The following is a 24,618-nucleotide window of genomic DNA, read 5'->3' on the forward strand; positions in this document are numbered from 1 at the left end:
GTGCACCATGCCGCGACGATGCTCGCCGACCCGAGCCTCGGCGGTGGGCTCAAGCCGCCGGGTGCGCCCGGTGCTCCGCAGCCGCCCGGTCCCCCCGGCGCTCCCGGTGGCGGCGCCACGCCGCCTCCCGGTGGTGGTGTCCACCACGCTGCGACGATGCTGGCCGGACCCGCGGTCGGCGGTCCCGGCGCGCCCGGCATGCCTCCGCCGCCCGCTCCGGGGCAGCCGGGACCCGGTGCTCCCGGCGCTCCCGGTGGTCAGCCGCCGTACGGCTATCCGCAGCCGCCCACCGGCCAGCCCACCGTCGGCCCCGGCTACCAGGCCGTGCTGCGCTACCGCGCGGCCGACGGCTCCGAGCAGCAACTCATCCGCCGCTCGGCGCCCGGTACCCCGCACCCGGAGTGGCAGATCCTGCACGAGCTGCGCGGCATGAACGTGCCGCCGCAGCAGGTGCTCGAACTCCACACGGAGCTGGAGTCCTGCGAGCTGCCGGGCGCGTACTGCGCCCGCATGATCCGCGAGACCTGGCCCCAGGCGCGGATCACGTCCATCGCCCCGTACGGCAAGGACCACGCGTCCCGCCAGGGCGGCATGCAGCAACTCCTGGCCCACCAGGGCGAGTTGCACCAGGTCGCGGACGGTCCGGCACGCCCGGCCCCCGTGCGCGCCCCGCTGCAGCAGGTGCCGCCCGCCCCGGCGATCCCGCCGGAGGGCATCGCGCAGGAGCTGGCCGCGGCCTTCGGTCCCGGCATCTTCCGCTTCGACCAGCGCGCCGTCTCCCGCCAGGGCGTGCCGGACATCGTGGCGCACACCCTCGTGGTGGCGGGCCTGCCCGTCGACTTCGGCCCGTTCTTCTGGGCGCAGGCCCAGCCGGGACGCCCGGTGCCGACGCTGGCCGAGCTGGCGCAGGAGCGCGGTGTGCAGCCGGCGTCCGACGCGGGCTCGTACCTGGTCATGGGCAGCGACTTCGGCCGCGCGCTCTGCGTCCAGTACGGCACGGCGAACATCGTGGCCGTGCCGGTGGAGGAGGGGCCCGGCGGGGCGCCTGTGCCGCCGCAGTTCGTGAACACGGGGTTGCCCGAGTTCGCGCGGTGCATGGCGTTGCTGGGTCGTATGTGGCGTCTGCGGTTCGGGTTGAACCAGGAGCAGGCGGGGCGGTGGACGGTCGACTTCCAGAGTCAGCTGGCCGCGCTGGACGCTGCCGCGTTGGCTTCGCCGGAGAGCTGGTGGTCGGTGTTGCTGGAGCAGATGTGGGACGGGTTGCTGTAGGTCTTCGGGCGCGGGTTGCCTGTGGCTGGTCGCGCAGTTCCCCGCGCCCCTAAAGACCTGCGCAGTTCCCCGCGCCCCCGAAAAGATTGCGCAGTTCCCCGCGCCCCTTGGGCAGGGGCGCGGGGCTCGAGCTGCGTGAGAGTCTTCGTGGCACGATCATGCGGGCATGGCAGACAGGGGTTCGAGGACGGGTAGGCGGCGGTGGCCCAAGCGGCTCGCGCTGAGTCTGCTCGCGTTGGTTCTCGTCGTCGCCGCATACGGAACCGGCCTGTATTTCTGGGCCGGTTCGCGGGTGCGGACCACCGACGCGTTCACGGAGTACGAGAGCAGGCCCGGCCAGGGCAAGGGCACCGACTGGCTGCTCGTCGGCTCCGACAGCCGCTCCTCGCTCACCCCCGAACAGCGCAAGGAGCTCCACGTCGGCAACGACCAGGGGCTGAACACCGACACGATCATGGTCCTGCACTACGGAGACAGCGGGCCCTCTCTCGTCTCGATCCCGCGTGACTCGTACGTCGCCATCCCCGGGCACGGCAAGGGGAAGATCAATTCGGCGTACGCGCTCGGCGGCGCCCCGCTGCTGACCCAGACCGTCGAGCAGGCCACCGGGCTGCGCGTCGACCACTACGCCGAGGTGAACTTCCTCGGCTTCGTCGACGTGGTGGACGCGCTGGGCGGCGTCTCCATCTGCGTACCCGAGGGCGGTCTGCGCGACGAGAAGTCGGGGGCCGACTTCGACGCGGGCTGTCAGGACATGGACGGGGTGCAGGCGCTGCGGTACGTGCGGGCCCGCTACTCCGACCCGCAGGGCGACCTGGGGCGGGTCAAGCGGCAGCAGCAGCTGGTGAGCGCGGTCGCGAAGAAGGCCGTGAGCCTCTCGGTGCTGTTGCCGCCGTGGAACCTGATCCCCTTCCTGAGCGCCTCGCTCGACGCGCTCACCGTCGACAAGGACACCGGCGTGGGGGCGCTGGCCCATATGGGGATCGAGATGGAGGGGCTCTCCAGCGGCTCGGGGGCCACCACGACCGTGCCGGTGGCGAGCGAGCCGGAGATCGCCGGGGTCGGCGATGTCGTCGAGTGGGACCAGGTCAAGGCCGATCGGCTCTTCGAAGCGCTCAGAAATGACACCCCGATTCCGACTTCTGCCGCCAATTGACGCATCCTTGACCGGGTGGGGTGGGCGGAGTGTCGCGTTATGAGCGCTTCCGCTTGATCCATCAAGATGTGCGCCAATCGCGTTGTACGCGCGTGGTACGTCGGAGAGGGGATCCAAGGATGAGCAGCAGCGGTGCACCGTCGTCGCCGCACGGCTTCGTCACCGTGCGCGGACGCGGCTACCGTCCCGCGCAGGTGGAGGCGTACGCCGCCGGTCTTTCACAGGAGCGGGACGGCGCGTGGGAGCGTGCCGCCCGGCTGACCGTCCTCGCCAAGAACATGGAGGTGGAGGCCGAGCACCTGCGGGACGTGGTGTCGCGGCTCGCCCCTCAGACGTACGAGACGCTCGGCGCGCGGGCCCAGGAGATCCTCGCGCTCGGCGAGGCCGAGGCCGCCGCCGTGCGCGAGGCGGCGCGGGACGAGGCGCAGCGGCTGACGGAGGCCGCCGAGGCCGACGCGCGCGAGATGCGCGATGCCGCGCGCGCCCATGCGGAGCGGGTCGGCGCCGATGCCGACGAGCGGGCGAGGCAGCGGCTGCTCGCGGACAGGACCACGGCCGACGAGGCGAGGATCGCCGCCCGGCGCGACGTGAAGGAGTGGCGCGGCGAGGCGCTCGCCGCGCTGCGCGAGATGCGGCAGCGGTGCGAGGCGCTGCTCGCCGACCAGGAGAAGGAGCAGGGCGAGCGCTGGGAGGCCGCGGAGCGCGAGGCCGCCGAGCGCGAGGCGGCGTCGGACGCGCGGGACGCGGAGCGGGTGGCCGCCGCCGAGGCCCGGCTCTCCGAGGCCAAGCGGGCTCTCGCCGAGGCGGAGGAGTCCGCGCGGCACCGGCAGGAGGACGCGGAGGCGCGGGGCGCGGAGCTGGTCGCGGAGGCCGTCCTGGTCGAGGAGCGCCTGGCCCGCGAGACCGAGCGGGTGCTGCGCGAGCACGGCGAGGAGTGGGACGAGGTGAGGGCGCACATGGACCACGTGCGCAGCAGCCTGGCCGCGCTGACGGGCCGCGCGCCCGCGGAGGACACCCCCTAGCCGCGCCGCCGTACCGCCCCCGCCAGGATCTGTCCCTCCACCTCCTCGTACTGCCTGCGTTGGTCCTGGGCGCCCTTGCGGTCCGACAGGTGCGTGCCGAGCCAGCCGAGGAGGAAGCCCAGCGGGATCGAGGCGATGCCCGTCGTGGTGAAGGGGAACCACGCGAAGTCGTGGTTCGGCAAGGCCGCGCCGGGGCTGCCGGAGACCAGGTTCGTGCCCGTCATCAGGACCGTCGCGCCGAGCGTGCCGCCGAGCAGGGTGCAGAGCAGGCCGGTGCGCGTGTAGCGGCGCCAGAAGAGGCCGTACACCAGGGCGGGGGCCAGGGCGGACGCGCCCAGGCAGAAGGAGAGGGTGGCCAGGGGCTGGAGGCTGTGGTCCTTGACCAGGACCGCGAGGAGGATCGCCGGTACCCCTGTGGCAAGCGCGGAGACGCGGGCCAGCGTCATCTCGCGCCGGGGCGAGGGCGGGCGGCTGCCGTGCGCGAAGACGTCGTGCGCCAGGGAGTTGGCGCAGGCGAGGATCATGCCGGCCACCGAGGCGAGCAGCGTGAGGAACAGCGCCGTGGTGACCGTCGTGAAGAGCAGCGTCTCGGCGGTCGAGCTGTGGGCGCCGAACGCCGCGCGGGAGCCGAGCAGATAGGCGGTGTTGCCCTGCGGGTCGTCCTTCGCGATCGCCGCGCCGCCGACCAGCGCGGCCGCGCCGAAGCCCACCACGGTGATGATCAGGACGAAGAGGGAGACCGACGAGACCGCCCAGGACATGGAGCGCCGTATCTCGCGGGCGTTGCGCGCGGTGTACATCCGCATCGTGACGTGGGGGAGCGCCGCGCCGCCGAGGACCACGGTCAGCTCCGAACTGATCATGTCCAGGCGGGGGTTGGGGCTGTGGGCGAACTGCAGCCCGGAGTGGAGGAAGGCGGGCCCCGCCCCGCTGCCGCGCTGTGCGGCGGCGAGCAGGGCGCCGGGGTCCCAGTCGAAGCGGCGCAGTATCAGTACGGCGACCACCGTGCCGGAGCCGAGGAGCATCACGATCTTCAGGATCTGGATGAGGGCGGTGCCCTTCATGCCGCCGATCGCCGCGTAGCTGATCATCAGGGCGCCGAGCGCGACGATGCAGCCGGTCTTCAGGCCCTCGTCGGAGAAGCCGAGGATGAATGCCAGCAGATCGCCCGCGCCCGCCAGTTGGACCAGCATCAGCGGGAGCAGCGCCGCCAGGGTCGCCACGCACACGGCGATGCGGACGGCGCGGCCCGGCATGCGGCGCGCCAGGACGTCGCCCATGGTGAACCGGCCCGCGTTGCGCAGGGGTTCGGCCAGCAGGAACATCAGCAGGGTCAGCGAGAGCGCCGTGCTCAGGGCGAGGACCACGCCGTCGTACCCGAGGAGGGCGATCACGCCCCCGGTGCCGAGGACGGTGGCCGCCGAGATGTAGTCGCCCGCGATGGCCAGGCCGTTGCGCATCGGGGAGAGCGCGCCGTAGCCGGTGTAGAACTCGTCGAGGTCGTCCCGGTCGGGCACGGTCAGGACGCACAGCAGCAGCGTGAGGGTGACCACGGCGGTGAAGGCCACCAGGGACATGGTCTGCGCTTCGTCGCTCACGCGTGGCCCCCGCTCGCCCGCGCCGCCGCCGACTCGGCCTGTTTGCGCAGCCGTTCGGCCAGCGGGTCCAGGCGACGGCGCGCCGTGCGCTCGTACAGGACGAGGGCGAGACAGGTGACCGGGAGCTGGCACAGGCCCAGCAGCAGGCCGGTGCTCAGGCCGCCGGAGACGGTGCCGGTCATCAGGGACGGCGCGAAGGCGGACAGGACGAGGAAGAGCGTGAAGTAGCCGAGGGCGGTGAGCGTGGCGACGCGGCGCTGTCCGCGGTAGGCGACGCGCAGTTTGCGCAGGTCGCTGTGGCGGCCGGGTGCCGGACGGCGGGGTAGGCGGGGCGTGGGCACGGGCGGGGGCGGCGGCAGCCAGGGGTAGGTGAGATGCGGCTCGTGCGGTGGGAGCGGGGGAGGTGCGTCGTACGGAGGGTGGGTCATCCCGGTTCTCCTTGCGCGGCTTCCGGTCCGGTGGTGCGGACCGCAGGGAGCGAGGGGAGCCGAGACGTTACTTGTAAGTAGGGGTGGTGTGTGGGGTTTTCGACAAACCGATCAGTCGGCCTGTTGCGTGGGTGACAACTGGTCCTGCTGTGGGGTCTGTTGCTCCTCCTGGAGCACGGGGAAGCGCCGTGGCGCCACGAACAGGAGCACCAGCAGGGCCGCGACGGCCGCGCACCCCGCACCGACGTACACCCAGTCGACCGCCGCGTCCACCGCGCGCCGCAGCCGCTCCGGGTCGGCCACGGACGTCGGGTCGTCGAGCGAGCGGGCCACCGAGTCCAGCGAGCCCGCCCCGCCGAGGCGCGAGGCCAGCACGCCGTTGGCGACCGCGCCGAACAGGGCCGCGCCCGCGGTCTGGCCGATCTGCCGGCAGAAGAGGACGGAGGCGGTGGCCGTGCCGCGCTCGGACCAGCCGACCGTGGACTGCACGCCGACGATCAGCGGGAGTTGGAAGAGGCCGAGGGTCGCGCCGAGCAGCAGCATGAGCAGGGCGGGCTGCCACGCGCTGCCGGGGTAGGGGAGCAGCGGGAAGGCGAAGAGGGTGAGGGCGGCCGCCGCGATGCCGAGCACCGCGCAGTTGCGGAACCCGATCCGCCGGTAGACGTGCTGGCTCAGGGCAGCCGACACCGGCCAGCTCAGCGTCATCGTGGAGAGCACGAACCCGGCGGCGACCGGCGCGAGTTGGAGCACCGACTGGGCGTACGTGGGCAGGAACACCGTCGGGGCGACCATCAGCAGGCCGAGCGCGCCGAGGGCGAGGTTGACGGCCGCGATGGTGCGCCTGCGCCAGACCCAGCCGGGGATGATCGGGTCCGCGGCCCTGCGCTCGACGAGCACGACGACGGCGACCAGGGCGAGGCCGGTGCCGAAGAGCGCGAGGGAGGGTGCGGAGAGCCAGTCCCAGGCGACGCCGCCCTGGACGAGCGCGGTGAGCAGTACGCCGCCGCAGGCGAAGACGGCGAGCGCGCCGGGCCAGTCGACGCGGCCGAGGGGGACCCTGACGCGGCTCGGCTCGTGCAGGTGCCGCACGATCAGCCAGAGCGCGACGGCGCCCACGGGCAGATTGATGAGGAAGATCCAGCGCCAGTCCGCGTACGAGGCGAAGAGCCCGCCGAGCGCGGGGCCCGCGATGGCCGAGCCCGCCCACACCGTCGACAACTTCGCCTGGATCTTGGGGCGTTCCTCGAGCGGATACAGGTCGGCGGCGAGCGTCTGCACGGTGCCCTGGATGGCGCCGCCGCCGAGGCCCTGGACGACGCGGAAGGCGATGAGCGACGCCATGTCCCAGGCGCCCGCGCACAGCGACGAACCGAGGAGGAAGAGGACGCTGCCCGCGATGAGGACCGGCTTGCGGCCGAAGGTGTCGGAGAGCTTGCCGTAGACGGGCAGGCTGACGGTCACCGCGAGCAGATAGCCGGAGAAGAGCCAGGAGAAGACGGAGAAGCCGCCGAGGTCGCCGACGATCTGCGGCACCGCGGTCGCCACGATCGTGGAGTCCAGGGCGGCCAGCGCCATGGAGAGCATCAGCGCGGCGACGACCGCGCCGCGGCCCCGTATCGCGTCCCGCCCGCTCGCGTCCGCGCGCACGTCCACCGAGATCCCTTCCCCCTGCACCAGTTGCTGAGGGCCACTTTCCCACCCTGCGAGGGTGGAGGGCAGGGGGTGGACGACCCTGAGTTGATCTCCACCAGCGGGTGGAGACCCCCTAGGGGAGCCTCCGCACTACGGACCGGGGGGCGTTCGTCCCGCCGGATGATGAGACGGGCCGGGGCCGGTCCTTAAATGGTTCTTACGCGCCGGACACGGGGCCGGCACGGACAACCGCACCACGGGGGTGGGGTTTTCCCCCGCAAAAGACTGCGCCGAGCACCAGCGCGCGGGACCCCTTCACGAGACCAGACTTGAATCGCGCGGCGAACCCCTGCGAACCCACACATGTGTGGGGCGGGCACCCGCGACTCACTGCATGACCGACATAGGAGAAATACCGTGACAACGGCTGTTACCACACCCAGGCACGGGGGCACTGGCGGGCGAACGGCCGTGGCAGCACGGGCGCGCCAGGTCGTGAAGGCGTACGGCTCGGGGGAGACCCGCGTCGTGGCGCTCGACCACATCGACGTGGACATCGTCCGCGGGCAGTTCACCGCGATCATGGGTCCCTCAGGCTCCGGCAAGTCCACCCTGATGCACTGCCTCGCGGGCCTCGACACGGTCAGCGGCGGGCAGATCTTCCTCGACGAGACCGAGATCACCGGCCTCAAGGACAAGAAGCTCACGCAGCTGCGCAGGGACCGGATCGGCTTCATCTTCCAGGCGTTCAACCTCCTCCCCACCCTCAACGCCATCGAGAACATCACGCTCCCGATGGACATAGCGGGCCGCAAGCCCGACCGCGGCTGGCTCGACCAGGTCGTGGAGACCGTGGGCCTGGCCGGGCGCCTCAAGCACCGCCCGACCGAGCTCTCCGGCGGCCAGCAGCAGCGCGTCGCCGTGGCCCGCGCGCTCGCGTCCCGCCCCGAGATCATCTTCGGTGACGAGCCGACCGGAAACCTCGACTCCCGTGCGGGAGCGGAAGTGTTGGGCTTCCTGCGCCGTTCGGTGACCGAGCTCGGCCAGACCATCGTGATGGTCACGCACGACCCGGTCGCCGCCTCGTACGCGGACCGTGTGCTGTACCTGGCCGACGGACGGATCGTCGACGAGATGCACCACCCGACCGCCGACCAGGTCCTCGACCGGATGAAGTCGTTCGACGCCCGGGGGCGCACGTCATGACCGTCCTCAAGACCTCCATGCGCAACTTCTTCGCGCACAAGGGCCGCATGGCGCTCTCCGCGGTGGCCGTGGTCCTCTCGGTGGCGTTCGTGTGCGGCACGCTCGTCTTCTCCGACACCATGGGCACCACCTTCGACAAGCTCTTCGCCGCGACCGCCTCCGATGTGACGGTCACCCCCAAGTCCGCCGACGACGCGGACGGTTCGCCGCGCAGCGGCAAGCCCGAGTCGATGCCCGCGTCCGTCGTCGAGCGGGCGAGGAAGGCCGACGGCGTGAAGTCCGCCGAGGGCTCGGTCAGCAGCGAGAGCGTGACCGTCGTCGACGCGAAGAACAAGAACCTCGGACCCACCAGCGGCGGCCCGACCATCGCCGGCAACTGGACGCGCAACGACCTGCGTTCGATGGACATCACCTCAGGCCACTCCCCGCGCGGCCCCACCGAGGTGATGGTCGACGCCGACACCGCCGACAAGCACGACCTGAAGATCGGCGACGAGCTGCGCACCATCACGGCCGCCGGCGACCGCACCGCGAAGATCTCCGGCATCGCCACCTTCAAGGTGACCAACCCCGGCGCCGCGATCTTCTACTACGACACGGAGACCGCCCAGCGCCAACTCCTCGGCGCCACCGGCCGGTTCACGCACGTCAACCTCACCGCCGACGCGGGCGTCAGCGACGCGCTGCTGAAGCGGAACGTCACCAAGGCCTTCGGCGACTCCGTGTCCACGTACGACATCAAGACGCAGAAGGAGAGCACGGACGACAGCCGCAAGGACGTCGGCGGCTTCCTCGACGTCATGAAGTACGCGATGCTCGGCTTCGCCGGGATCGCCTTCCTCGTCGGCATCTTCCTCATCATCAACACCTTCTCGATGCTGGTCGCCCAGCGCACCCGCGAGATCGGCCTGATGCGCGCCATCGGCTCCAGCCGCAAGCAGGTCAACCGCTCCGTGCTCGTCGAGGCGCTGCTGCTCGGCGTGTTCGGCTCGGTCCTCGGCGTCGGCGCGGGCATCGGACTCGCCGTCGGCCTGATGAAGCTCATGTCCGGCATGGGCATGAAGCTCTCCACCGGCGACCTCACCGTCACGTGGACGACCCCCGTGGTCGGCATGGTCCTCGGCATCGTCGTCACCGTCCTCGCCGCCTACCTCCCCGCACGACGGGCCGGCAAGGTCTCGCCGATGGCCGCCCTGCGCGACGCGGGCACCCCGGCCGACGGCAGGGCGAGCGCGCTGCGCGCGGTGATCGGCCTGGTCCTCACCGGTACCGGGGGCTACGCCCTCTACACCGCCTCGCAGGCCGACAAGGCGAGCGAGGGCTCGCTCCTCCTGGGCGGCGGCGTCGTCCTGACCCTCATCGGCTTCGTCGTCGTGGGACCGGTGCTCGCCTCCGGCGTGGTCCGCGTCATCAGCGCGGTCCTGCTGCGGATGTTCGGCCCCGTGGGGCGGATGGCCGAGCGCAACGCCCTGCGCAACCCGCGCCGCACCGGCGCCACGGGGGCGGCCCTGATGATCGGCCTCGCGCTGGTCGCCTGCCTCTCCGTCGTCGGCTCCTCGATGGTCGCGTCGGCCACCGACGAGCTCGACAAGTCGGTCGGCGCGGACTTCATCGTCCAGCCCACCCAGCCCGGCATCTCGATCACCCCGAAGGCCGCCGCGGCCCTGGAGAAGGCCGACCACATCGGCCACATCACGCGGCTCAAGCAGATCAACGCGGACATGACGGCGCCCGACGGCAAGACCGTGGACGGCGTCGGCCTGAGCGCCGCCGACCCGACGTACGTCAAGGACCTGCGCCGCGAGACGACCGCGGGCACGCTGAGCGCCGCGTACGGCAAGGACGCCATGTCGGTGGGCGACGACTTCGCGAAGAAGCACGGTCTGAAGGTCGGCGACGAGCTGAAGATCGCGTTCGACCACGGGAAGACGGCGAAGCTGAGGCTCGCGGCGATCACCTCGGACGAGGGCGCGGTCGACAAGGGCTCGATGTACCTGAACATCACGACCCTGAAGGACTACGTCCCCGCGGACCGGATGCCGCAGGACGACATCATGTTCGCCACGGCCGACAAGGGCCAGGAGGACGCCGCGTACGCATCCCTCAAGGACTCCCTGGAGGCGTACCCGCAGTACAAGGTGATGGACCAGACCGACTTCAAGCAGACGCTGAAGGACCAGGTCGGCCAGATGCTCAACATGGTCTACGGCCTGCTCGGCCTCGCGATCATCGTCGCGATCCTCGGTGTGGTGAACACCCTGGCCCTCTCGGTGGTGGAGCGCACCCGCGAGATCGGCCTGATGCGGGCCATCGGCCTCTCGCGCCGCCAGCTGCGTCGCATGATCCGCATGGAGTCGGTGGTCATCGCCCTCTTCGGCGCGCTGCTCGGCCTCGGCCTCGGCATGGGCTGGGGAGCGACGGCCCAGAAGCTCCTCGCCCTGGAAGGCCTGAAGGTCCTGGAGATCCCGTGGCCGACGATCGCGGCGGTCTTCATCGGGTCGGCGTTCGTGGGCCTGTTCGCCGCCCTGGTCCCGGCCTTCCGGGCGGGACGGATGAACGTCCTGAACGCCATCGCCACCGAATAGCCACCGCCACGGGGGAGCGGGGGAGCCGGCCCCGGCGGGAGCGCGCTGCGCCCGCCGGGGCCGACACCTGTCCGGGCCCGGCCCCGTTCTCGCTACTCCTTGCGGAGCAGGACGTAGCCGTACGCGTTGGCCTCCGCGACGTAACGGGTCCCGGGGTGCAGCTGGCCGGCGTACGCGACCGGGTCCTTCGTCCAGCCCGAGCGGACGTCGAGGGCGAGGTAGTCGGGGACGACCGGGCGGGCCGCACCCACCCAGAAGACACGGGCGCGGGAGGTGAGCCTGCTGATCGGCCCTATGTTCGCCTCGACGGTGGCGCCGTCCGGGACGCGGTCGAGCAGCCGCTCCCTGGCGGTCACCTGCCGGCTCTTCTCGTACGTCGCCGACTCGGTGAGGCCGGCCAGCGGCAGGGTGGTCGTCAGGGCGAGCGCGGCGGCCGCGACACAGGCGGGAAGCCGGTCGGCGTACGTGCGCAGCCACGGCTTCTCGCTGCGCCGCGCGATGTCGACGGCGTCGACGAGGGCGAGGGCGACGACCGGCATCAGGACCGCGCTGTAGTGCCAGTCGGTGCCCCAGTAGTGGTCGTCGCCGGAGAGGAAGCGCCAGCCGAGGGTGGGCAGCGCGACCAGGAGCAGCGGCGAGCGCAGGGCGAGCAGCCCGGTGGTGGGGAGCAGCAGCCACAGCAGGGTGCGCAGCTTGGTGTCGAGCCCCTCGAAGAGCCCGGCGGTCGCGCCGCCCTCGCCGACCTTGTTCCAGTAGTCGTACGAGCCGACCGAGTTGAAGGCGGGAATGATCAGGGTCAGCGTCACGAGGGCGGCGACGGCACCGAAGGCGGCGACGCCGAGGGCGTAGGGCAGGGCCTTCGGGTCCTGGCGGCGGCACCGGATCGCCACGACGACGGCGAGCGCGGCGAGGGTCACGCCCAGGTCCTCCTTGACGAGGACGAGGGGCAGCGCCCACAGCAGGGCGGCCCGCCACCGCTGCCGCAGCAGCGCCTCCAGGGAGAAGGCGATCAGCGGTACGGCGAAGCAGATCTCGTGGAAGTCGAAGTCGACGGCGCGCTGGATGCCCCAGGACAGCCCGTACGCGACTCCGACGGCGAGGCCGCAGGCGCGGCCGAGCAGCCGGGTCGCGGCGCGCGTCACGGGGATCGCGGAGACGGCGAAGAGCAGCGCCTGGGCGACGAGCAGCGTGACGGGCGAGGGAAAGACCCGGTAGGCGGGGGCGAGGAGCGCGGTGACGGGGCTGAAGTGATCGCCGAGGATGTTCGCCCCAGGACCCTTGAGATCGGCCACCGGAACCTGGAGGTGCGCGTAGGCGCGCACGGCCTGCTCGAAGATCCCGAGGTCCCAGGAACGGCTCTCCATGCGCCGGAACCGGCAGACGGACACCAGGGCGTACGCGACGAACAGCGCGGCGGCGAGGAGGTAGGGGGCGCGGTCCCAGAGACGGTCTCCCGCACGGCCCGCGGAGGCCGGGGAGCTCTGGTCCCGCGCGGTTATCCGCTCGGGCACGCTCCCCGCGACGGACTCGTCGGCGACGGCCTCGACGGCGGGGGCATCGGACTGGGGTCCGGACATGGGGTGGCTTTCTGATCGGACTGTTTTGCAGGCCATGGTCTCCTGAGGGGAGATCGCAGAAAACACCGCATGGCTCACATCCGCAGCTCTAGGATGTGAAACGTGAAGACCGAGTGCGTGAAGCGGGCTTTCAAGTACCGCTTCTATCCGACCGAGGAGCAGGCGGCGGAGCTGTCGCGCACCTTTGGCTGCGTGCGCAAGGTCTACAACATGGCGCTGGATGCCCGGTCGCGGGCATGGACGGTGGAGCACCGGAGGATCTCCTACGTGGAGACCTCGTCGATGCTGACGGAGTGGAAGAAGAGCGAGGATCTGGCCTTCTTGGGCGAGGTGTCCTCGGTGCCGTTGCAGCAGGCGCTCAGACATTTGCAGAGCGCCTTCACGGGCTTCTTCGCCAAGAGATCCGCGTACCCCCGCTTCAAGTCGAGGAAGAAGTCACGAGCGTCGGCGGAGTACACCCGCTCCGCCTTCCGCTTTCGTGGTGGACGACTGACACTCGCGAAGATGAGCGAGCCGCTGGACATCGTTTGGTCGAGGCCTCTCCCGAGGAACGCCGAGCCGACCTCCGTCACCGCATCCCGGGACAGCGCGGGCCGCTGGTTCGTCTCGATCCTGGTCGACGATCCGTCGGTGAAGCCGCTTGCTTCCACCAGGGGCCATGTCGGTATCGACGCGGGCCTGACCAGTCTGGTGACGCTCTCCACTGGCGAGAAGATCAGCAATCCGAAGTTCGGGAAGCAGGATCGGGCACGTCTCGCACGCGCGCAGCGTGATCTGGCGCGTAAGGAGCGAGGGTCCAAGAACCAGGAGAAGGCCCGACAGCGTGTCGCGCGCATCCATGCACGGATCACCGACCGGCGTCGGGACTTTCTGCACAAGCTGACCACTCGACTCGTCCGCGAGAACCAAGCGGTCGTGATCGAGGATCTGACTGTCCGCAACTTGCTCGGCAACCGCATGCTCGCGCGTGCCATCGCTGACGCCTCGTGGACGGAATTGCGCACCATGCTGGAGTACAAGTGCGTCTGGTACGGGCGCGAGCTGATTGTGGTGGACCGGTTCTTCCCGTCGAGCAGGACCTGCTCGACGTGTGGGCTGATTCGCGGAAGGTTGCCCTTGCACGTCCGGGAATGGATGTGCAAGGGGTGCGGCACCCGGCACGATCGGGACGTGAATGCCGCGAAGAACATTCTGGCCGCCGGGCTGGCGGTGTCGGCCTGTGGAGCCGGTGTAAGACCTCAACGGAGCACCTCCGGGCGGGCATTCGGCAACGAAGCAGGAAAGCTCCGAAAGAGCACCGCGTAGCGGCGTGGAGTCGGAGAACCCGCTCCTTTAGCGGAGGGGGGATGTCAACAGATACACCTGCCCGACTCGCTTGAGTACTCGCTCCAGGGACTGCCGGGCCGCGCCGATCAGCCCGGAGTCGTACGCTGGAGACCCCCGGCCCGTGCGACGTGCCGGGCGTCTCGCGTTGCCCACCCACCCCCGGTCACTCCGGTACCTGGACGGAAAGCCTTCCATGAGCCTGCACGGTCTGCTCGACGCTGTCGTCAAGGACTCCGCACTCGCCGAAGCGGTCAAGGCCGCGACCGACGGCCACCGCATGCACGTCGACCTGGTCGGCCCGCCCGCGGCCCGGCCCTTCGCCGTGGCGGCGCTGGCCCGCGAGTCCGGCCGCACCGTCCTCGCCGTGACGGCCACCGGCCGCGAGGCCGAGGACCTGGCGGCGGCGCTGCGCACGATCCTGCCGCCGGACGGCGTCGCCGAGTACCCCTCCTGGGAGACGCTCCCGCACGAGCGCCTCTCGCCCCGCTCGGACACGGTCGGGCGCCGTCTCGCGGTGCTGCGGCGCCTGGCCCACCCCAGCACGGACGACCCGGAGACCGGCCCGGTCTCGGTGATCGTCGCGCCGGTCCGCTCGGTGCTCCAGCCGCAGGTCAAGGGGCTCGGCGACCTGGAGCCCGTGGCCCTGCGCCCGGGGCAGACCACTGACCTGAACGAGACGGTCGAGGCGCTCGCCGCAGCCGCGTACTCCCGTGTCGAACTGGTCGAGAAGCGCGGCGAGTTCGCCGTGCGCGGCGGCATCCTGGACGTTTTCCCGCCGACCGAGGAGCACCCGCTCCGCGTGGAGTTCTGGGGCGACGACGTCGAGGAGATCCGGTACTTCAAGGTCGCCGACCAGCGCTCCCTCGAAGTCGCCGAACACGGCCTGTGGGCGCCGCCCTGCCGTGAGCTGCTGCTCACCGACGAGGTCCGCGAGAGGGCGGCCGCCCTCGCCGAGTCCCACCCGGAGCTGGGCGAACTGCTCGGGAAGATCGCGGAGGGCATCGCGGTCGAGGGCATGGAGTCCCTCGCCCCGGTCCTGGTGGACGACATGGAGCTGCTGCTCGACGTCCTGCCCAAGGGCTCCATGGCGGTGGTCTGCGATCCGGAGCGGGTGCGCACGCGCGCGGCCGACCTGGTGGCGACCTCGCACGAGTTCCTGCAGGCAAGCTGGGCGGCGACGGCCGGTGGCGGCGAGGCGCCGATCGACGTGGGCGCGGCGTCGCTGTGGGGCATCGCGGACGTCCGCGACCACGCGAGCGACCTCGGGATGATGTGGTGGTCGGTGAGCCCCTTCGCAGCCGACGTCGATCTTGACGACGACACCCTCAAGCTCGGCATGCACGCCCCGGAGACGTACCGCGGCGACACCGCGAAGGCCCTCGCGGACACCAAGGGCTGGCTCGCGGAGGGCTGGCGCACGGTCTATGTGACCGAGGGCCACGGCCCCGCGACCCGCACCGTCGAGGTCCTCGGCGGCGAGGGCATCGCGGCACGCCTCGACGCGGACCTCACTGAGCTGACCCCCTCCGTCGTGCACGTCTCCTGCGGCTCGATCGACTTCGGCTTCGTCGACCCCTCGCTGAAGCTCGCCGTGCTCACCGAGACCGACCTCTCCGGGCAGAAGGCGGCGGGCAAGGACGGCCAGCGCATGCCGGCCCGCCGCCGCAAGACGATCGACCCGCTCACCCTGGAATCCGGCGACTACATCGTCCACGAGCAGCACGGTGTGGGCCGCTACATCGAGATGGTGCAGCGCACCGTCCAGGGCGCCACGCGCGAGTACTTGGTCGTGGAGTACGCCCCCGCCAAGCGCGGCCAGCCCGGCGACCGGCTCTACATCCCCACCGACCAGCTGGAGCAGATCACCAAGTACGTGGGCGGCGAGGCACCGACCCTGCACCGCCTGGGCGGCGCCGACTGGACGAAGACGAAGGCGCGCGCGAAGAAGGCGGTCAAGGAGATCGCCGCGGACCTCATCAAGCTGTACTCCGCGCGCATGGCGGCGCCCGGCCACAGCTTCGCCCCCGACACCCCCTGGCAGCGCGAGCTGGAGGACGCCTTCCCGTACGCGGAGACGCCCGACCAGCTCACCACGATCGCCGAGGTCAAGGAGGACATGGAGAAGACGGTCCCGATGGACCGCCTGATCTGCGGCGACGTGGGCTACGGCAAGACGGAGATCGCGGTCCGCGCGGCCTTCAAGGCGGTGCAGGACGGCAAGCAGGTCGCGGTCCTGGTCCCCACGACGCTCCTGGTCCAGCAGCACTTCGGTACGTTCTCCGAGCGGTACTCCCAATTCCCGGTCAACGTGCGGGCGTTGAGCCGCTTCCAGACCGACACCGAGTCCAGGGCGACGCTGGAGGGCCTGAAGGACGGCTCGGTCGACATCGTCATCGGCACGCACCGCCTCTTCTCCTCCGAGACGAAGTTCAAGGACCTGGGCCTGGTCATCGTCGACGAGGAGCAGCGCTTCGGTGTGGAGCACAAGGAGCAGCTGAAGAAGCTCCGCGCGAACGTGGACGTCCTGACGATGTCCGCGACGCCGATCCCGCGCACCCTGGAGATGGCGGTGACCGGCATCCGTGAGATGTCGACGATCACGACGCCCCCCGAGGAGCGCCACCCGGTCCTGACCTTCGTCGGTCCGTACGAGGAGAAGCAGATCGGCGCGGCCATCCGCCGCGAGCTGCTCCGCGAGGGCCAGGTCTTCTACATCCACAACCGCGTCGAGTCGATCGACCGCGCGGCGGCCCGCCTGCGCGACATCGTCCCGGAGGCGCGCATCGCGACGGCCCACGGCCAGATGTCCGAACAGGCCCTGGAGCAGGTCGTGGTGGACTTCTGGGAGAAGAAGTTCGACGTCCTGGTCTCGACGACGATCGTCGAGTCGGGCATCGACATCTCCAACGCCAACACCCTGATCGTCGAGCGCGGTGACAACTTCGGCCTGTCCCAGCTCCACCAGCTGCGCGGCCGGGTGGGCCGTGGCCGCGAGCGCGGTTACGCCTACTTCCTCTACCCGCCGGAGAAGCCGCTCACGGAGACGGCCCACGAGCGCCTCGCGACGATCGCCCAGCACACGGAGATGGGCGCGGGCATGTACGTCGCGATGAAGGACCTGGAGATCCGCGGCGCCGGAAACCTCCTGGGCGGCGAGCAGTCGGGCCACATCGCGGGCGTCGGCTTCGACCTCTACGTCCGCATGGTGGGCGAGGCGGTCGCCGACTACCGCGCGTCCCTGGAGGGCGGCGTGGAGGAGGAGCCGCCGCTGGAGGTCAAGATCGAGCTCCCGGTGGACGCGCACGTCCCGCACGACTACGCCCCCGGCGAGCGCCTGCGCCTGCAGGCCTACCGCGCCATCGCCTCCGCGAACACGGAGGAGGACGTCAAGTCCGTGCGCGAGGAACTCACCGACCGCTACGGCAAGTTGCCGGAGCCGGTGGAGAACCTCCTCCTGGTGGCGGGCCTGCGGATGCTGGCGCGCGCGTGCGGCGTCGGCGAGATCGTCCTGCAGGGCAACAACATCCGCTTCGCCCCGGTGGACCTGCGCGAGTCCCAGGAACTGCGCCTCAAGCGCCTCTACCCGGGCACGGTCATCAAGCCGGCCGCGAACCAGGTCCTGGTGCCCCGCCCGAAGACGGCGAAGGTGGGCGGCAAGCCACTGGTCGGCCGCGAACTCCTTGGCTGGGTGGGGGAGTTCCTGGCGTCGATCCTGGGGTCGTGACGGACCTCAGGGGGTGCACGCAGCCGCGATCGACAGGCTGTTCTCGTAGAGGTGGTGGCGGGTGATGCGGCCGTTCTCGGCGGTCAGGCGCAGGGCGAAGGGGCCCTCGAAGGACTTGCCCGTGGCGCGGACGGTTCCCCAGAGGCGGCCCATCAGGACGGCGTCGGTGCCGTCGACGAGGAAGGTGTCGACCGTGGCACCGGAGTTCTCGGCGACCGTGTACTCGGCCATCTCCGCGGACTGGACGGCGCATTCGGCGCCGGTCGTGCGCGGGCGGATCCACGGGACGACGGGGTTCTCGGCGAGCAGCCAGTCGACGTCGTCGGCGAAGATCTCGGTCATGCGGGTGACGTCACCGGCCAGCCGTGCGGTGAGGAACTCCTGGACGGTGGCGCGGGTGGCGTCGGCGAGGGAACCCGTGGTGGCGGAAGGGGAGTTGGCAGTCATGGTGCTCTCCTCTGGTGATCGGCCCGGCGTGGGCTCCGTTCGATGTGCATGAGCTTGCCGGGTCGGGGGAGAGCGGTCGATTACCCCAGGGGTAATGCCCCTGGGGCAATCGACGGTGTGCGCGGGGCCGGGAACTACTGCTGCTGGTCCTCCGGCTTGTCCTCGCCGAGGCCCAGGCGTTCGTGCGCCTGCTGCTGGACCTTGTCGACCTTGTCCGCGTACTTGTCGCCGGTCTTCTCGTTGATCTCTTCTTCCGCGGCGTTCGAGATGTCCTTGGCCTTGTCCTTGGCCTGGTCCTTGAACCTGTCGAAGATGCCCATGCGGAGAACTCCTTGCGGGCGTGGGAGGGGGACTCACGATCGACGATACGTCCGGTCTTTCCGATTTGCTCGCTGAGGCGAGATATGGTCTGGACCACTTGGTCGCTACGGTGGTGGCCGCGAGAGTTTGCCCAGGGGAGGGAGAGCGCCGTGCCGCTCAAGGTCGTGGGTCTGAACCGTTTTCCGGTGAAGTCGATGCTCGGCGAGGAGCACGACCGGCTGGAGTTCGACGGGACCGGCGTCGTCGGTGACAGGCTGTGGGCTCTGCGGTTCCCCGACGGCAAGCTGGCCAGCGGCAAGAACCACGCCCGCTTCCGCCGCGTCCCCGGACTCCTGGAACACCTCGCGACGTACGACGATGACGGCCTGCCCGTCGTCACCGCGCCGGACGGCGCGGCACTGCGCCCCGGCGACCCACGCATCCCCGAACGCTTCGGCGAGGGCGTCGAGTTGGTCCGCGCGGGCGAGGAGAGCCACAAGGACGTCTCCGACGTCTCCGTCATCGGCACCGCCTCGCTCCGCGCGCTCGGCGACCTGCTCGGTGACGCCGACCCCGTCGACGTACGCAGACTGCGCAAGAACATCGTCGTGGAGACCGACGAACCATGGATCGAGGAGAGCTGGGTGGGTCGCGAGATCGTCCTCGGCGGCGGCGCCGGGGGAGCGCTGCGGCTGCGCGTCATCAAGCGTGTGAAGCGCTGTGTCATGGTCACCCAGGCCCAGACCGGTCTCGCCGTGGACAACCGCGTCCTGAAGACCCTCACCGCCGCCCGCGGCATGTGCATCGGGATCCACACGGAGATCGTGACGCCCGCGCCCCTCGCCCTCGGCGACACGGTGGTCGCCCGGTGAACCGTCGCACCACCTCACGCGCCACCGCGGCCCTGCTCGCCCTGGTCGCCGCCCCCGCGCTCCTGACCGGCTGCGAGTTCGGCACGAAGGACAAGGCGGAGAACGGCGCCGGCGGCCCCGACGCCAAGGCGGGCTCCGCGCTCGCCGCCGTCGACACGCTCACCGTCAAGGGCCGCGCGCCCAAGACCGGTTACGACCGCGGCCGGTTCGGCAGCGCCTGGGCCGACACGGACTCCAACGGCTGCCCCACCCGGGACGACATCCTCAAGCGGGACCTCGAGGGCGTCAGGTTCCAGGGCGGCGACTGCAAGGTCGCCTCCGGGAGGCTCGCCCCCGACCCCTACAGCGGCAAGGACGTGACGTTCCGGCGCGGCCGCAGCCAGGTCGACATCGACCATCTCGTCGCCCTCTCGGACGCCTGGCAGAAGGGCGCCTTCCAGTGGGAGCCGAGCAAGCGCATCGCCTTCGCCAACGATCCGCTCAACCTCCTCGCGGTCGACGCGGGCCCCAACCGCAGCAAGGGCGACGGCGACACCGCGACCTGGCTGCCGCCGAACAAGGCGTACCGCTGCACGTATGTGGCCGGGCAGGTCGCGGTGAAGAAGAAGTACGGGGTGTGGGTGACGGGCGCGGAGCGGGACGCCATGAAGAAGGTGCTGTCCACGTGCCCCGACGAGAAGCTGCCGTCGGGCCAGGCCCCGACCATGGCTCCGCCGCGCTTCCACGCGCGCTGAACCGGGACCCCAAGGGGCCCGAAGGGGCCCTTTCGGGGGCGCGGGGAAGTGCGTGACCAGCCACGACGCACCCGTAGAAAACCGATACCGCACACCCCGCGTGATGCGTACCGTGCGCGGCATGAACCTCAAGATCACGACTCTCGCCGAGCGGCCCGAACTGGCGGGCCCGCTCTGGCGCATGGCCGAGGACTGGCCCGAGTTCATCCTCCACGACCCCGTCGGCTGGTCCCTGATCGGACGGATCGTCGCGGACCTCCCCGAGTACGTCCTGGTCGCCACCGACGAGGACGCCGGCGGCAAGGTCGTCGCCCGCGCCTTCAGCGTGCCGCTGGCACTGCGCGCCCGCGGGGACGGCGAACTCCCCGACGGCGGCTGGGGCCAGGTCCTGCTCTGGGCCTTCTCCGACCTGCGGCACGGCAAGGAGACGGACACGGTCAGCGCCATCGAGATCACCGTCGACGAGACGGCGCGGGGCAAGGGCGTCTCGGGGCGGATGCTCACGGCCGTGCGGGACAACGCGCGCGCCCGCGGCTTCGCCGAGGTCGTCGCGCCCGTGCGCCCCAACGCCAAGCACCTCGAACCGGCCGCGCAGATCGACGAGTACGCGTACCGCACCCGCGAGGACGGCCTGCCGCACGACCCGTGGCTGCGGGTGCACGTACGGGCGGGCGGCGTGATCGAGAAGGTCGCGCACGCCTCCATGACCGTGTCCGGCTCGGCCGCGCAGTGGCGCGAGTGGACGGGGCTCCCCTTCGACCAGGAGGGTTTCGTCGAGGTGCCGGGCGCGCTGGTGCCGGTCCACTGCGAGCTCGCCCGCGGATACGCGGTGTACGTCGAGCCGAACGTGTGGGTGCGGCACGCGTTGTGACCTGCGGTCAGCTGCCGAGCTTGTCCAGATCGAGCACGTCACCGGTGGGTGCCGTCGCCTTGACCGGCTTGTCGTAGTCGGTGAAGGCGAGGCTCTCCGGCTTCCCGCCGGAGGCCTTGTCGACCTTCAGCAGATACGGCTTGCCCTTCGTGGCGACGTAGATCGTGTACTTGTCCTTGCCGTCGCTCTCGGTGAGCTCGATCGCGGGGGTGCCGTCGACCGTGGTCGTCCCGCCCCTGCGGGCCGCGGAGCCGGTTTCCTTGAACTCGGCGAGCAGGGAGTCGAGGTCGCAGAACCCGGCGATCTCCTTCGCGTCGGCGCTCGTCACCTTCGTCTTCACCCAGCGGTCCGCCATCATGTCCACGCCCGCCTGGACGTCGGCCGCCGGTTCGCCCTTGCTCTGTGAGCGCAGGAACTTCTCGTCGTACTTCATGTAGGCGGTGTCGCCCGGGATGATCAGCTCGATCGAGCCCTCCTCGGCGGTGCCCATCGTGCCCGCGCACCTGCCCTTGGTGTCGAGGGCCAGGTCCATCCGAAGCAGGCCGGACGCCTCGTCGGTGACCTCGCCCTTGACGCGGAGCGACGAGGCGTCGGAGGTCGCGTCGAGGGCCTTGTCGGCGATCTCGCCGCCGGACAGTCCGGCGAACGGCTCCTTCGCCGCCGCGGACCCGCCCTTGTCCGACGTGCCCGCGGCCCCGTCCTTCTTCGTCTCGGAGCCGCAGGCCGTGAGGCCGAGGGTCGCGGCGGTGGCCAGGCAGACGGCGGCGATCGCGGTACGGCGCAGGCGCAAGTGATGACGCATGGAAATCCCCCAGGGAAGTCGTTCGATGGAGACATCACAGCAGGAGTCTGTGAACCGAGTCAACACGTTCATCTGTGAATCATGAGTTAACGGCCGTGAAGCAGTGCGTTCCGCTGATCCCTGGGTATGCTCGACCGCGCGCGACTGACCCCGCGCGATCGAGGGGAGCAACCACATGACGGCGCCGGACGACGCCACCGAGGTCACCGCCGCCGGGATCGCCCGGCTCGCCGGAGTGGGGCGCGCCGCCGTCAGCAACTGGCGGCGCAGACACGGCGACTTCCCCCGCCCCGTCGGCGGCACCGAGACCAGCCCCTCCTTCGCGCTCGCCGAGGTCGAGCGCTGGCTGCGCGCCCAGGGCAAGCTCGTCGAGGTCCCCCTCCGCGAACGCGTCTGGCAGCAGCTCGCGGGACACCCCGCGGGCCCCGTCGCCGCTCTGCTGCACGCCGGGTGCGCCCTGCTCCTGGTCCGCGACAGGGCGCCCGCCTGGCTCGCGCTGAGTGCCGTGTCCGACGAGCGGATGGCGCAGCTCCTGCCCGACGAGCTCGACGAGGTCGTCGCGATGCGCTTCGGCGTACGGCGAAGGCGTGCCGTCCGCGTCCCCGAACCCGCCGAACTCCTGCCCTCCGTACCGCTGTTGCGCGGCGTCGCCGATCTCGCGGCCGAGCTGGGCGCGAAGCAGACGTACGAATTCCTGCTCGGCCGGCACACCGACGCCAACCCCCGCCAGTACACGCTCACCCCGGCGGGCCCCGCCGAGCTGATGGCCGAGCTCGCGGGGGGCGCCGAGCTCGCGGGGTGCACCGGGAGTGCGGGGGGTGCCGGGGGTTCGGGGGGCGCCGGAAGTGCCGCGCCCGCCCGCACCGTCCTCGACCCCGCCTGCGGCACCGGCGCCCTGCTCCGTGCCGTCCCGCCGCGCCCCGACCAGTACCTGTACGGCCAGGACAGCTCCCCGGAACTCGCCGCCCTCACCGCGCTGCGCCTGGCCCTGCACTCCGACGCGACCGTGCGCACCATGGCCGCCGACACCCTGCGCGCCGACGCCTACGACGACCGCAGGGCCGACGCCGTGCTCTGCCACCCGCCGTTCAACGAACGCAACTGGGGCCACGACGAACTGGCCTACGACGCCCGCTGGGAGTACGGCTTCCCGGCCCGCGCCGAGTCCGAACTCGCCTGGGTCCAGCACGCGTTGGCCCGCCTCACCGACGACGGCACCGCCGTCCTGCTGATGCCGCCCGCCGCCGCGTCCCGCCGCTCGGGCCGCCGCATCCGCGCCGACCTGCTGCGCCGCGGGGCCCTGCGCGCGGTCATCGCCCTGCCGGCCGGTGTCGCGCCGCCGTACAACCTGCCCCTGCACATCTGGGTGCTCCGCAGGCCCGCCCCCGCGGCGCGGCCCGCGCCGCCCGAGCTGCTGCTCGTGGAGGCGGCGGGGATCCTGGCCGCCGACGGCCGCGACAAGCAGCTGTGGCCCGCCGTGCGGGACGCCGTGCTCGACGTCTGGCGGGCCTTCGACATCCGCGGCACGTTCGACGAGCGCCCCGGCATCGCCCGCCGCGTGCCGGTGCTCGAACTCCTCGACGACGAGGTCGACCTGGCACCCGCGCGCCGACTGCCGCCGCCCACCGCGGGCGGCGGCGCGACGGAGCTCGCGACCGTGCGCGAGGGCCTGGGCGAGGCGCTGCGCAGGGCCGCCGACCTCACTCCGCCCCTGGCCGGGCGGGACGACGCCGACGACCTGCCGCACGCCCCGCTGACCACCGTCGGCGAACTGGCCCGCGCGGGCGCCCTGTCCCTGCACACCGGCGGCGCGGCGGGCGGCGGCCTGCCCGTCCTCACCGATCACGACGTCCTGACCGGCGGTGCCCCCTCCGGAACTCCCCACGAAGGCACGGCGGACGACACCTCCGTACGCACCGAGATCGGCGATGTGGTCGTCCCCGTCCTCGGCGGCGGCGCGGTCGCCCGCGTGATCGACGAGGCCACCGCGGGCGCGTCCCTGGGGCGCGGCCTCGCCCTGCTGCGCCCCGACCCCGCCGTCCTCGACCCGTGGTTCCTCGCGGGCTTCCTGCGCGGCACCGCGGGTCACCGCAGGGCGAGCAGTTACGCGTCGACCTCCGCCCGGCTCGACGTCCGCCGCCTGCGGCTGCCCCGCCTCCCCCTCGCAGGTCAGCACGACTACAGCGAACGCTTCCGGCAGCTGGCCGCCTTCGAGGACGCCTTGCGCCACGCGTCCCTGCTCGGCGAGCGACTGGTGCGGGGCATGCACGACGGACTGACGGAAGGAACCCTTCCGCCGGGCTCCGCGTGATCCGAACGACAACGGTTCGATACAACCCGGGACCGGCCGCGGCGGTCGGCCTATACGCTCGAATCCTCATCCGTTCGTTCATCAGGCACCAGGAGCAGCCATGCACGGCCACGGCTACGCGCCGCAGCAACCGCAGCCTCCTTCAGGGGGTACGCATGTGACGCTGCGCGTGTTGTTCGTGGTGCTCGCGGTGATCACATGCGGCCTGCTCGCGTGGGCCGCGATGCTCCGGCTCGCCTACGTGACGCGCAAGTCGTACGACTGGGTCCTCTTCGGCCTCGTGACGGCACTCGACGTCACCGCCCTCGTGCTCATCGGCGTCGACCCGGGCGAGGAGGAGTTCCAGAGCACCGGCAACGCCGGCATGGTGATCATGCTCTGCACGATGGTGGCCGCCCTCGCCTATTACCTGTACGCGGACATACGTCACTTCAGCCCGTACCGCCAGCGGCAGTTCACCGGTCACCTACCGCCGCAGACGCAGCCCGCCTACGGCTACCCGCAGCAGCCCGCTCCCGCACCCGGTCCCCTCCACCAGCAGCCGACGCGGCCGCCGTTCCAGCCCGCCCCGCCCGCCCAGCAGACTCCGCCCCCGCACGGCCACCAGACTCCGCCCCCACACGCCCACCAGACTCCGCCCCCGCCCACGCGTCCCGCTCCCGCCCGCATCAACCAGGTCCGGGCCGAGCTCGACGAGCTCAGTGACTATCTGCGCAAGCAGGAAGGCGGCAGCTGACCGTGACACCGGGGACGTCGCC

Annotated in this window: 19 protein-coding genes; 12 read left to right on the top strand and 7 right to left on the bottom strand. The window is 71.4% G+C overall.

Annotation, left to right across the window (positions count from 1 at the left end; translation table 11 throughout):
- From AB0B50_RS33075 to AB0B50_RS33085, 3 genes are all read left to right on the top strand, one after another.
- Positions 1–1,269: SUKH-4 family immunity protein (locus AB0B50_RS33075; RefSeq protein WP_362339494.1), on the top strand; the 1,269-nt coding region annotated here is incomplete at its 5' end.
- Positions 1,270–1,435: 166 nt separating this feature from the next.
- Positions 1,436–2,425, top strand: a complete 990-nt coding sequence (locus tag AB0B50_RS33080; protein ID WP_362339495.1) for an LCP family protein — start codon at positions 1,436–1,438, stop codon at positions 2,423–2,425.
- 119 nt (positions 2,426–2,544) lie between these two features.
- Complete coding sequence (locus AB0B50_RS33085; protein WP_362339496.1) at positions 2,545–3,447, top strand: cellulose-binding protein; 903 nt, start codon at positions 2,545–2,547, stop codon at positions 3,445–3,447.
- Here AB0B50_RS33085 and AB0B50_RS33090 read toward each other — a convergent pair.
- From AB0B50_RS33090 to AB0B50_RS33100, 3 genes are all read right to left on the bottom strand, one after another.
- Positions 3,444–5,024, bottom strand: coding sequence for a cation acetate symporter (locus AB0B50_RS33090; RefSeq protein WP_362339542.1), 1,581 nt, complete (start codon positions 5,022–5,024; stop codon positions 3,444–3,446). The genes AB0B50_RS33085 and AB0B50_RS33090 overlap by 4 nt on opposite strands.
- 17 nt (positions 5,025–5,041) lie before the next feature.
- Positions 5,042–5,473: a DUF485 domain-containing protein gene (locus tag AB0B50_RS33095; RefSeq protein ID WP_362339497.1), complete on the bottom strand. Its 432-nt coding sequence runs from the start codon at positions 5,471–5,473 to the stop codon at positions 5,042–5,044.
- A 111-nt stretch (positions 5,474–5,584) separates the two neighbouring features.
- Positions 5,585–7,126 carry an MFS transporter gene (locus AB0B50_RS33100; protein WP_362339498.1) on the bottom strand — a complete coding sequence of 514 codons (1,542 nt, stop codon included), beginning with the start codon at positions 7,124–7,126 and terminating at the stop codon, positions 5,585–5,587.
- Between the two features lie 396 nt (positions 7,127–7,522).
- Between AB0B50_RS33100 and AB0B50_RS33105 the strand changes: the two genes are divergently transcribed.
- On the top strand, positions 7,523–8,311 hold the full coding sequence (locus AB0B50_RS33105) for an ABC transporter ATP-binding protein (protein WP_362339499.1): 789 nt from the start codon (positions 7,523–7,525) through the stop codon (positions 8,309–8,311).
- Positions 8,308–10,896: an FtsX-like permease family protein gene (locus AB0B50_RS33110; protein WP_362339500.1), complete on the top strand. Its 2,589-nt coding sequence runs from the start codon at positions 8,308–8,310 to the stop codon at positions 10,894–10,896. The genes AB0B50_RS33105 and AB0B50_RS33110 overlap by 4 nt, the downstream gene beginning before the upstream one ends.
- A gap of 92 nt (positions 10,897–10,988) precedes the next feature.
- On the opposite strand, the gene AB0B50_RS33115 is transcribed toward AB0B50_RS33110, so the two are convergent.
- Entirely contained in the window at positions 10,989–12,473 is a 1,485-nt protein-coding gene (locus AB0B50_RS33115; RefSeq protein ID WP_362339501.1) for a DUF2079 domain-containing protein, read from the bottom strand.
- A gap of 102 nt (positions 12,474–12,575) precedes the next feature.
- Between AB0B50_RS33115 and AB0B50_RS33120 the strand changes: the two genes are divergently transcribed.
- Both AB0B50_RS33120 and mfd read left to right on the top strand, forming a co-directional pair.
- A complete protein-coding gene (locus tag AB0B50_RS33120) occupies positions 12,576–13,778 on the top strand; it encodes an RNA-guided endonuclease TnpB family protein (RefSeq protein WP_362339502.1) in 1,203 nt (400 codons plus the stop codon).
- Positions 13,779–13,992: 214 nt separating this feature from the next.
- Positions 13,993–17,523 carry a transcription-repair coupling factor gene (gene mfd / locus AB0B50_RS33125; RefSeq protein ID WP_362339503.1) on the top strand — a complete coding sequence of 1,177 codons (3,531 nt, stop codon included), beginning with the start codon at positions 13,993–13,995 and terminating at the stop codon, positions 17,521–17,523.
- A gap of 6 nt (positions 17,524–17,529) precedes the next feature.
- On the opposite strand, the gene AB0B50_RS33130 is transcribed toward mfd, so the two are convergent.
- Complete coding sequence (locus tag AB0B50_RS33130) at positions 17,530–17,970, bottom strand: nuclear transport factor 2 family protein (RefSeq protein WP_362339504.1); 441 nt, start codon at positions 17,968–17,970, stop codon at positions 17,530–17,532.
- A gap of 134 nt (positions 17,971–18,104) precedes the next feature.
- The gene (locus AB0B50_RS33135) at positions 18,105–18,290 is read right to left on the bottom strand and encodes an antitoxin (protein WP_362339505.1); all 186 of its coding nucleotides are present in this window, start codon (positions 18,288–18,290) and stop codon (positions 18,105–18,107) included.
- A gap of 150 nt (positions 18,291–18,440) precedes the next feature.
- Here AB0B50_RS33135 and AB0B50_RS33140 point away from each other — a divergent pair, with 150 nt between their 5' ends.
- From AB0B50_RS33140 to AB0B50_RS33150, 3 genes are all read left to right on the top strand, one after another.
- Positions 18,441–19,142 carry an MOSC N-terminal beta barrel domain-containing protein gene (locus tag AB0B50_RS33140; RefSeq protein WP_362339506.1) on the top strand — a complete coding sequence of 234 codons (702 nt, stop codon included), beginning with the start codon at positions 18,441–18,443 and terminating at the stop codon, positions 19,140–19,142.
- Between the two features lie 62 nt (positions 19,143–19,204).
- Entirely contained in the window at positions 19,205–19,876 is a 672-nt protein-coding gene (locus AB0B50_RS33145; RefSeq protein WP_362339543.1) for an HNH endonuclease family protein, read from the top strand.
- 121 nt (positions 19,877–19,997) lie between these two features.
- Entirely contained in the window at positions 19,998–20,747 is a 750-nt protein-coding gene (locus tag AB0B50_RS33150) for an N-acetyltransferase (protein WP_362339507.1), read from the top strand.
- Positions 20,748–20,754: 7 nt separating this feature from the next.
- On the opposite strand, the gene AB0B50_RS33155 is transcribed toward AB0B50_RS33150, so the two are convergent.
- The gene (locus tag AB0B50_RS33155) at positions 20,755–21,549 is read right to left on the bottom strand and encodes a hypothetical protein (RefSeq protein WP_362339508.1); all 795 of its coding nucleotides are present in this window, start codon (positions 21,547–21,549) and stop codon (positions 20,755–20,757) included.
- A gap of 175 nt (positions 21,550–21,724) precedes the next feature.
- Between AB0B50_RS33155 and AB0B50_RS33160 the strand changes: the two genes are divergently transcribed.
- Positions 21,725–23,860, top strand: coding sequence for an N-6 DNA methylase (locus AB0B50_RS33160; protein WP_362339509.1), 2,136 nt, complete (start codon positions 21,725–21,727; stop codon positions 23,858–23,860).
- Between the two features lie 100 nt (positions 23,861–23,960).
- Positions 23,961–24,596: a hypothetical protein gene (locus AB0B50_RS33165; protein ID WP_362339510.1), complete on the top strand. Its 636-nt coding sequence runs from the start codon at positions 23,961–23,963 to the stop codon at positions 24,594–24,596.
- Positions 24,597–24,618: the final 22 nt, after the last annotated feature.

The organism is Streptomyces sp. NPDC041068, assembly GCF_040647455.1.
Taxonomy (GTDB): Bacteria; Actinomycetota; Actinomycetes; order Streptomycetales; family Streptomycetaceae; genus Streptomyces.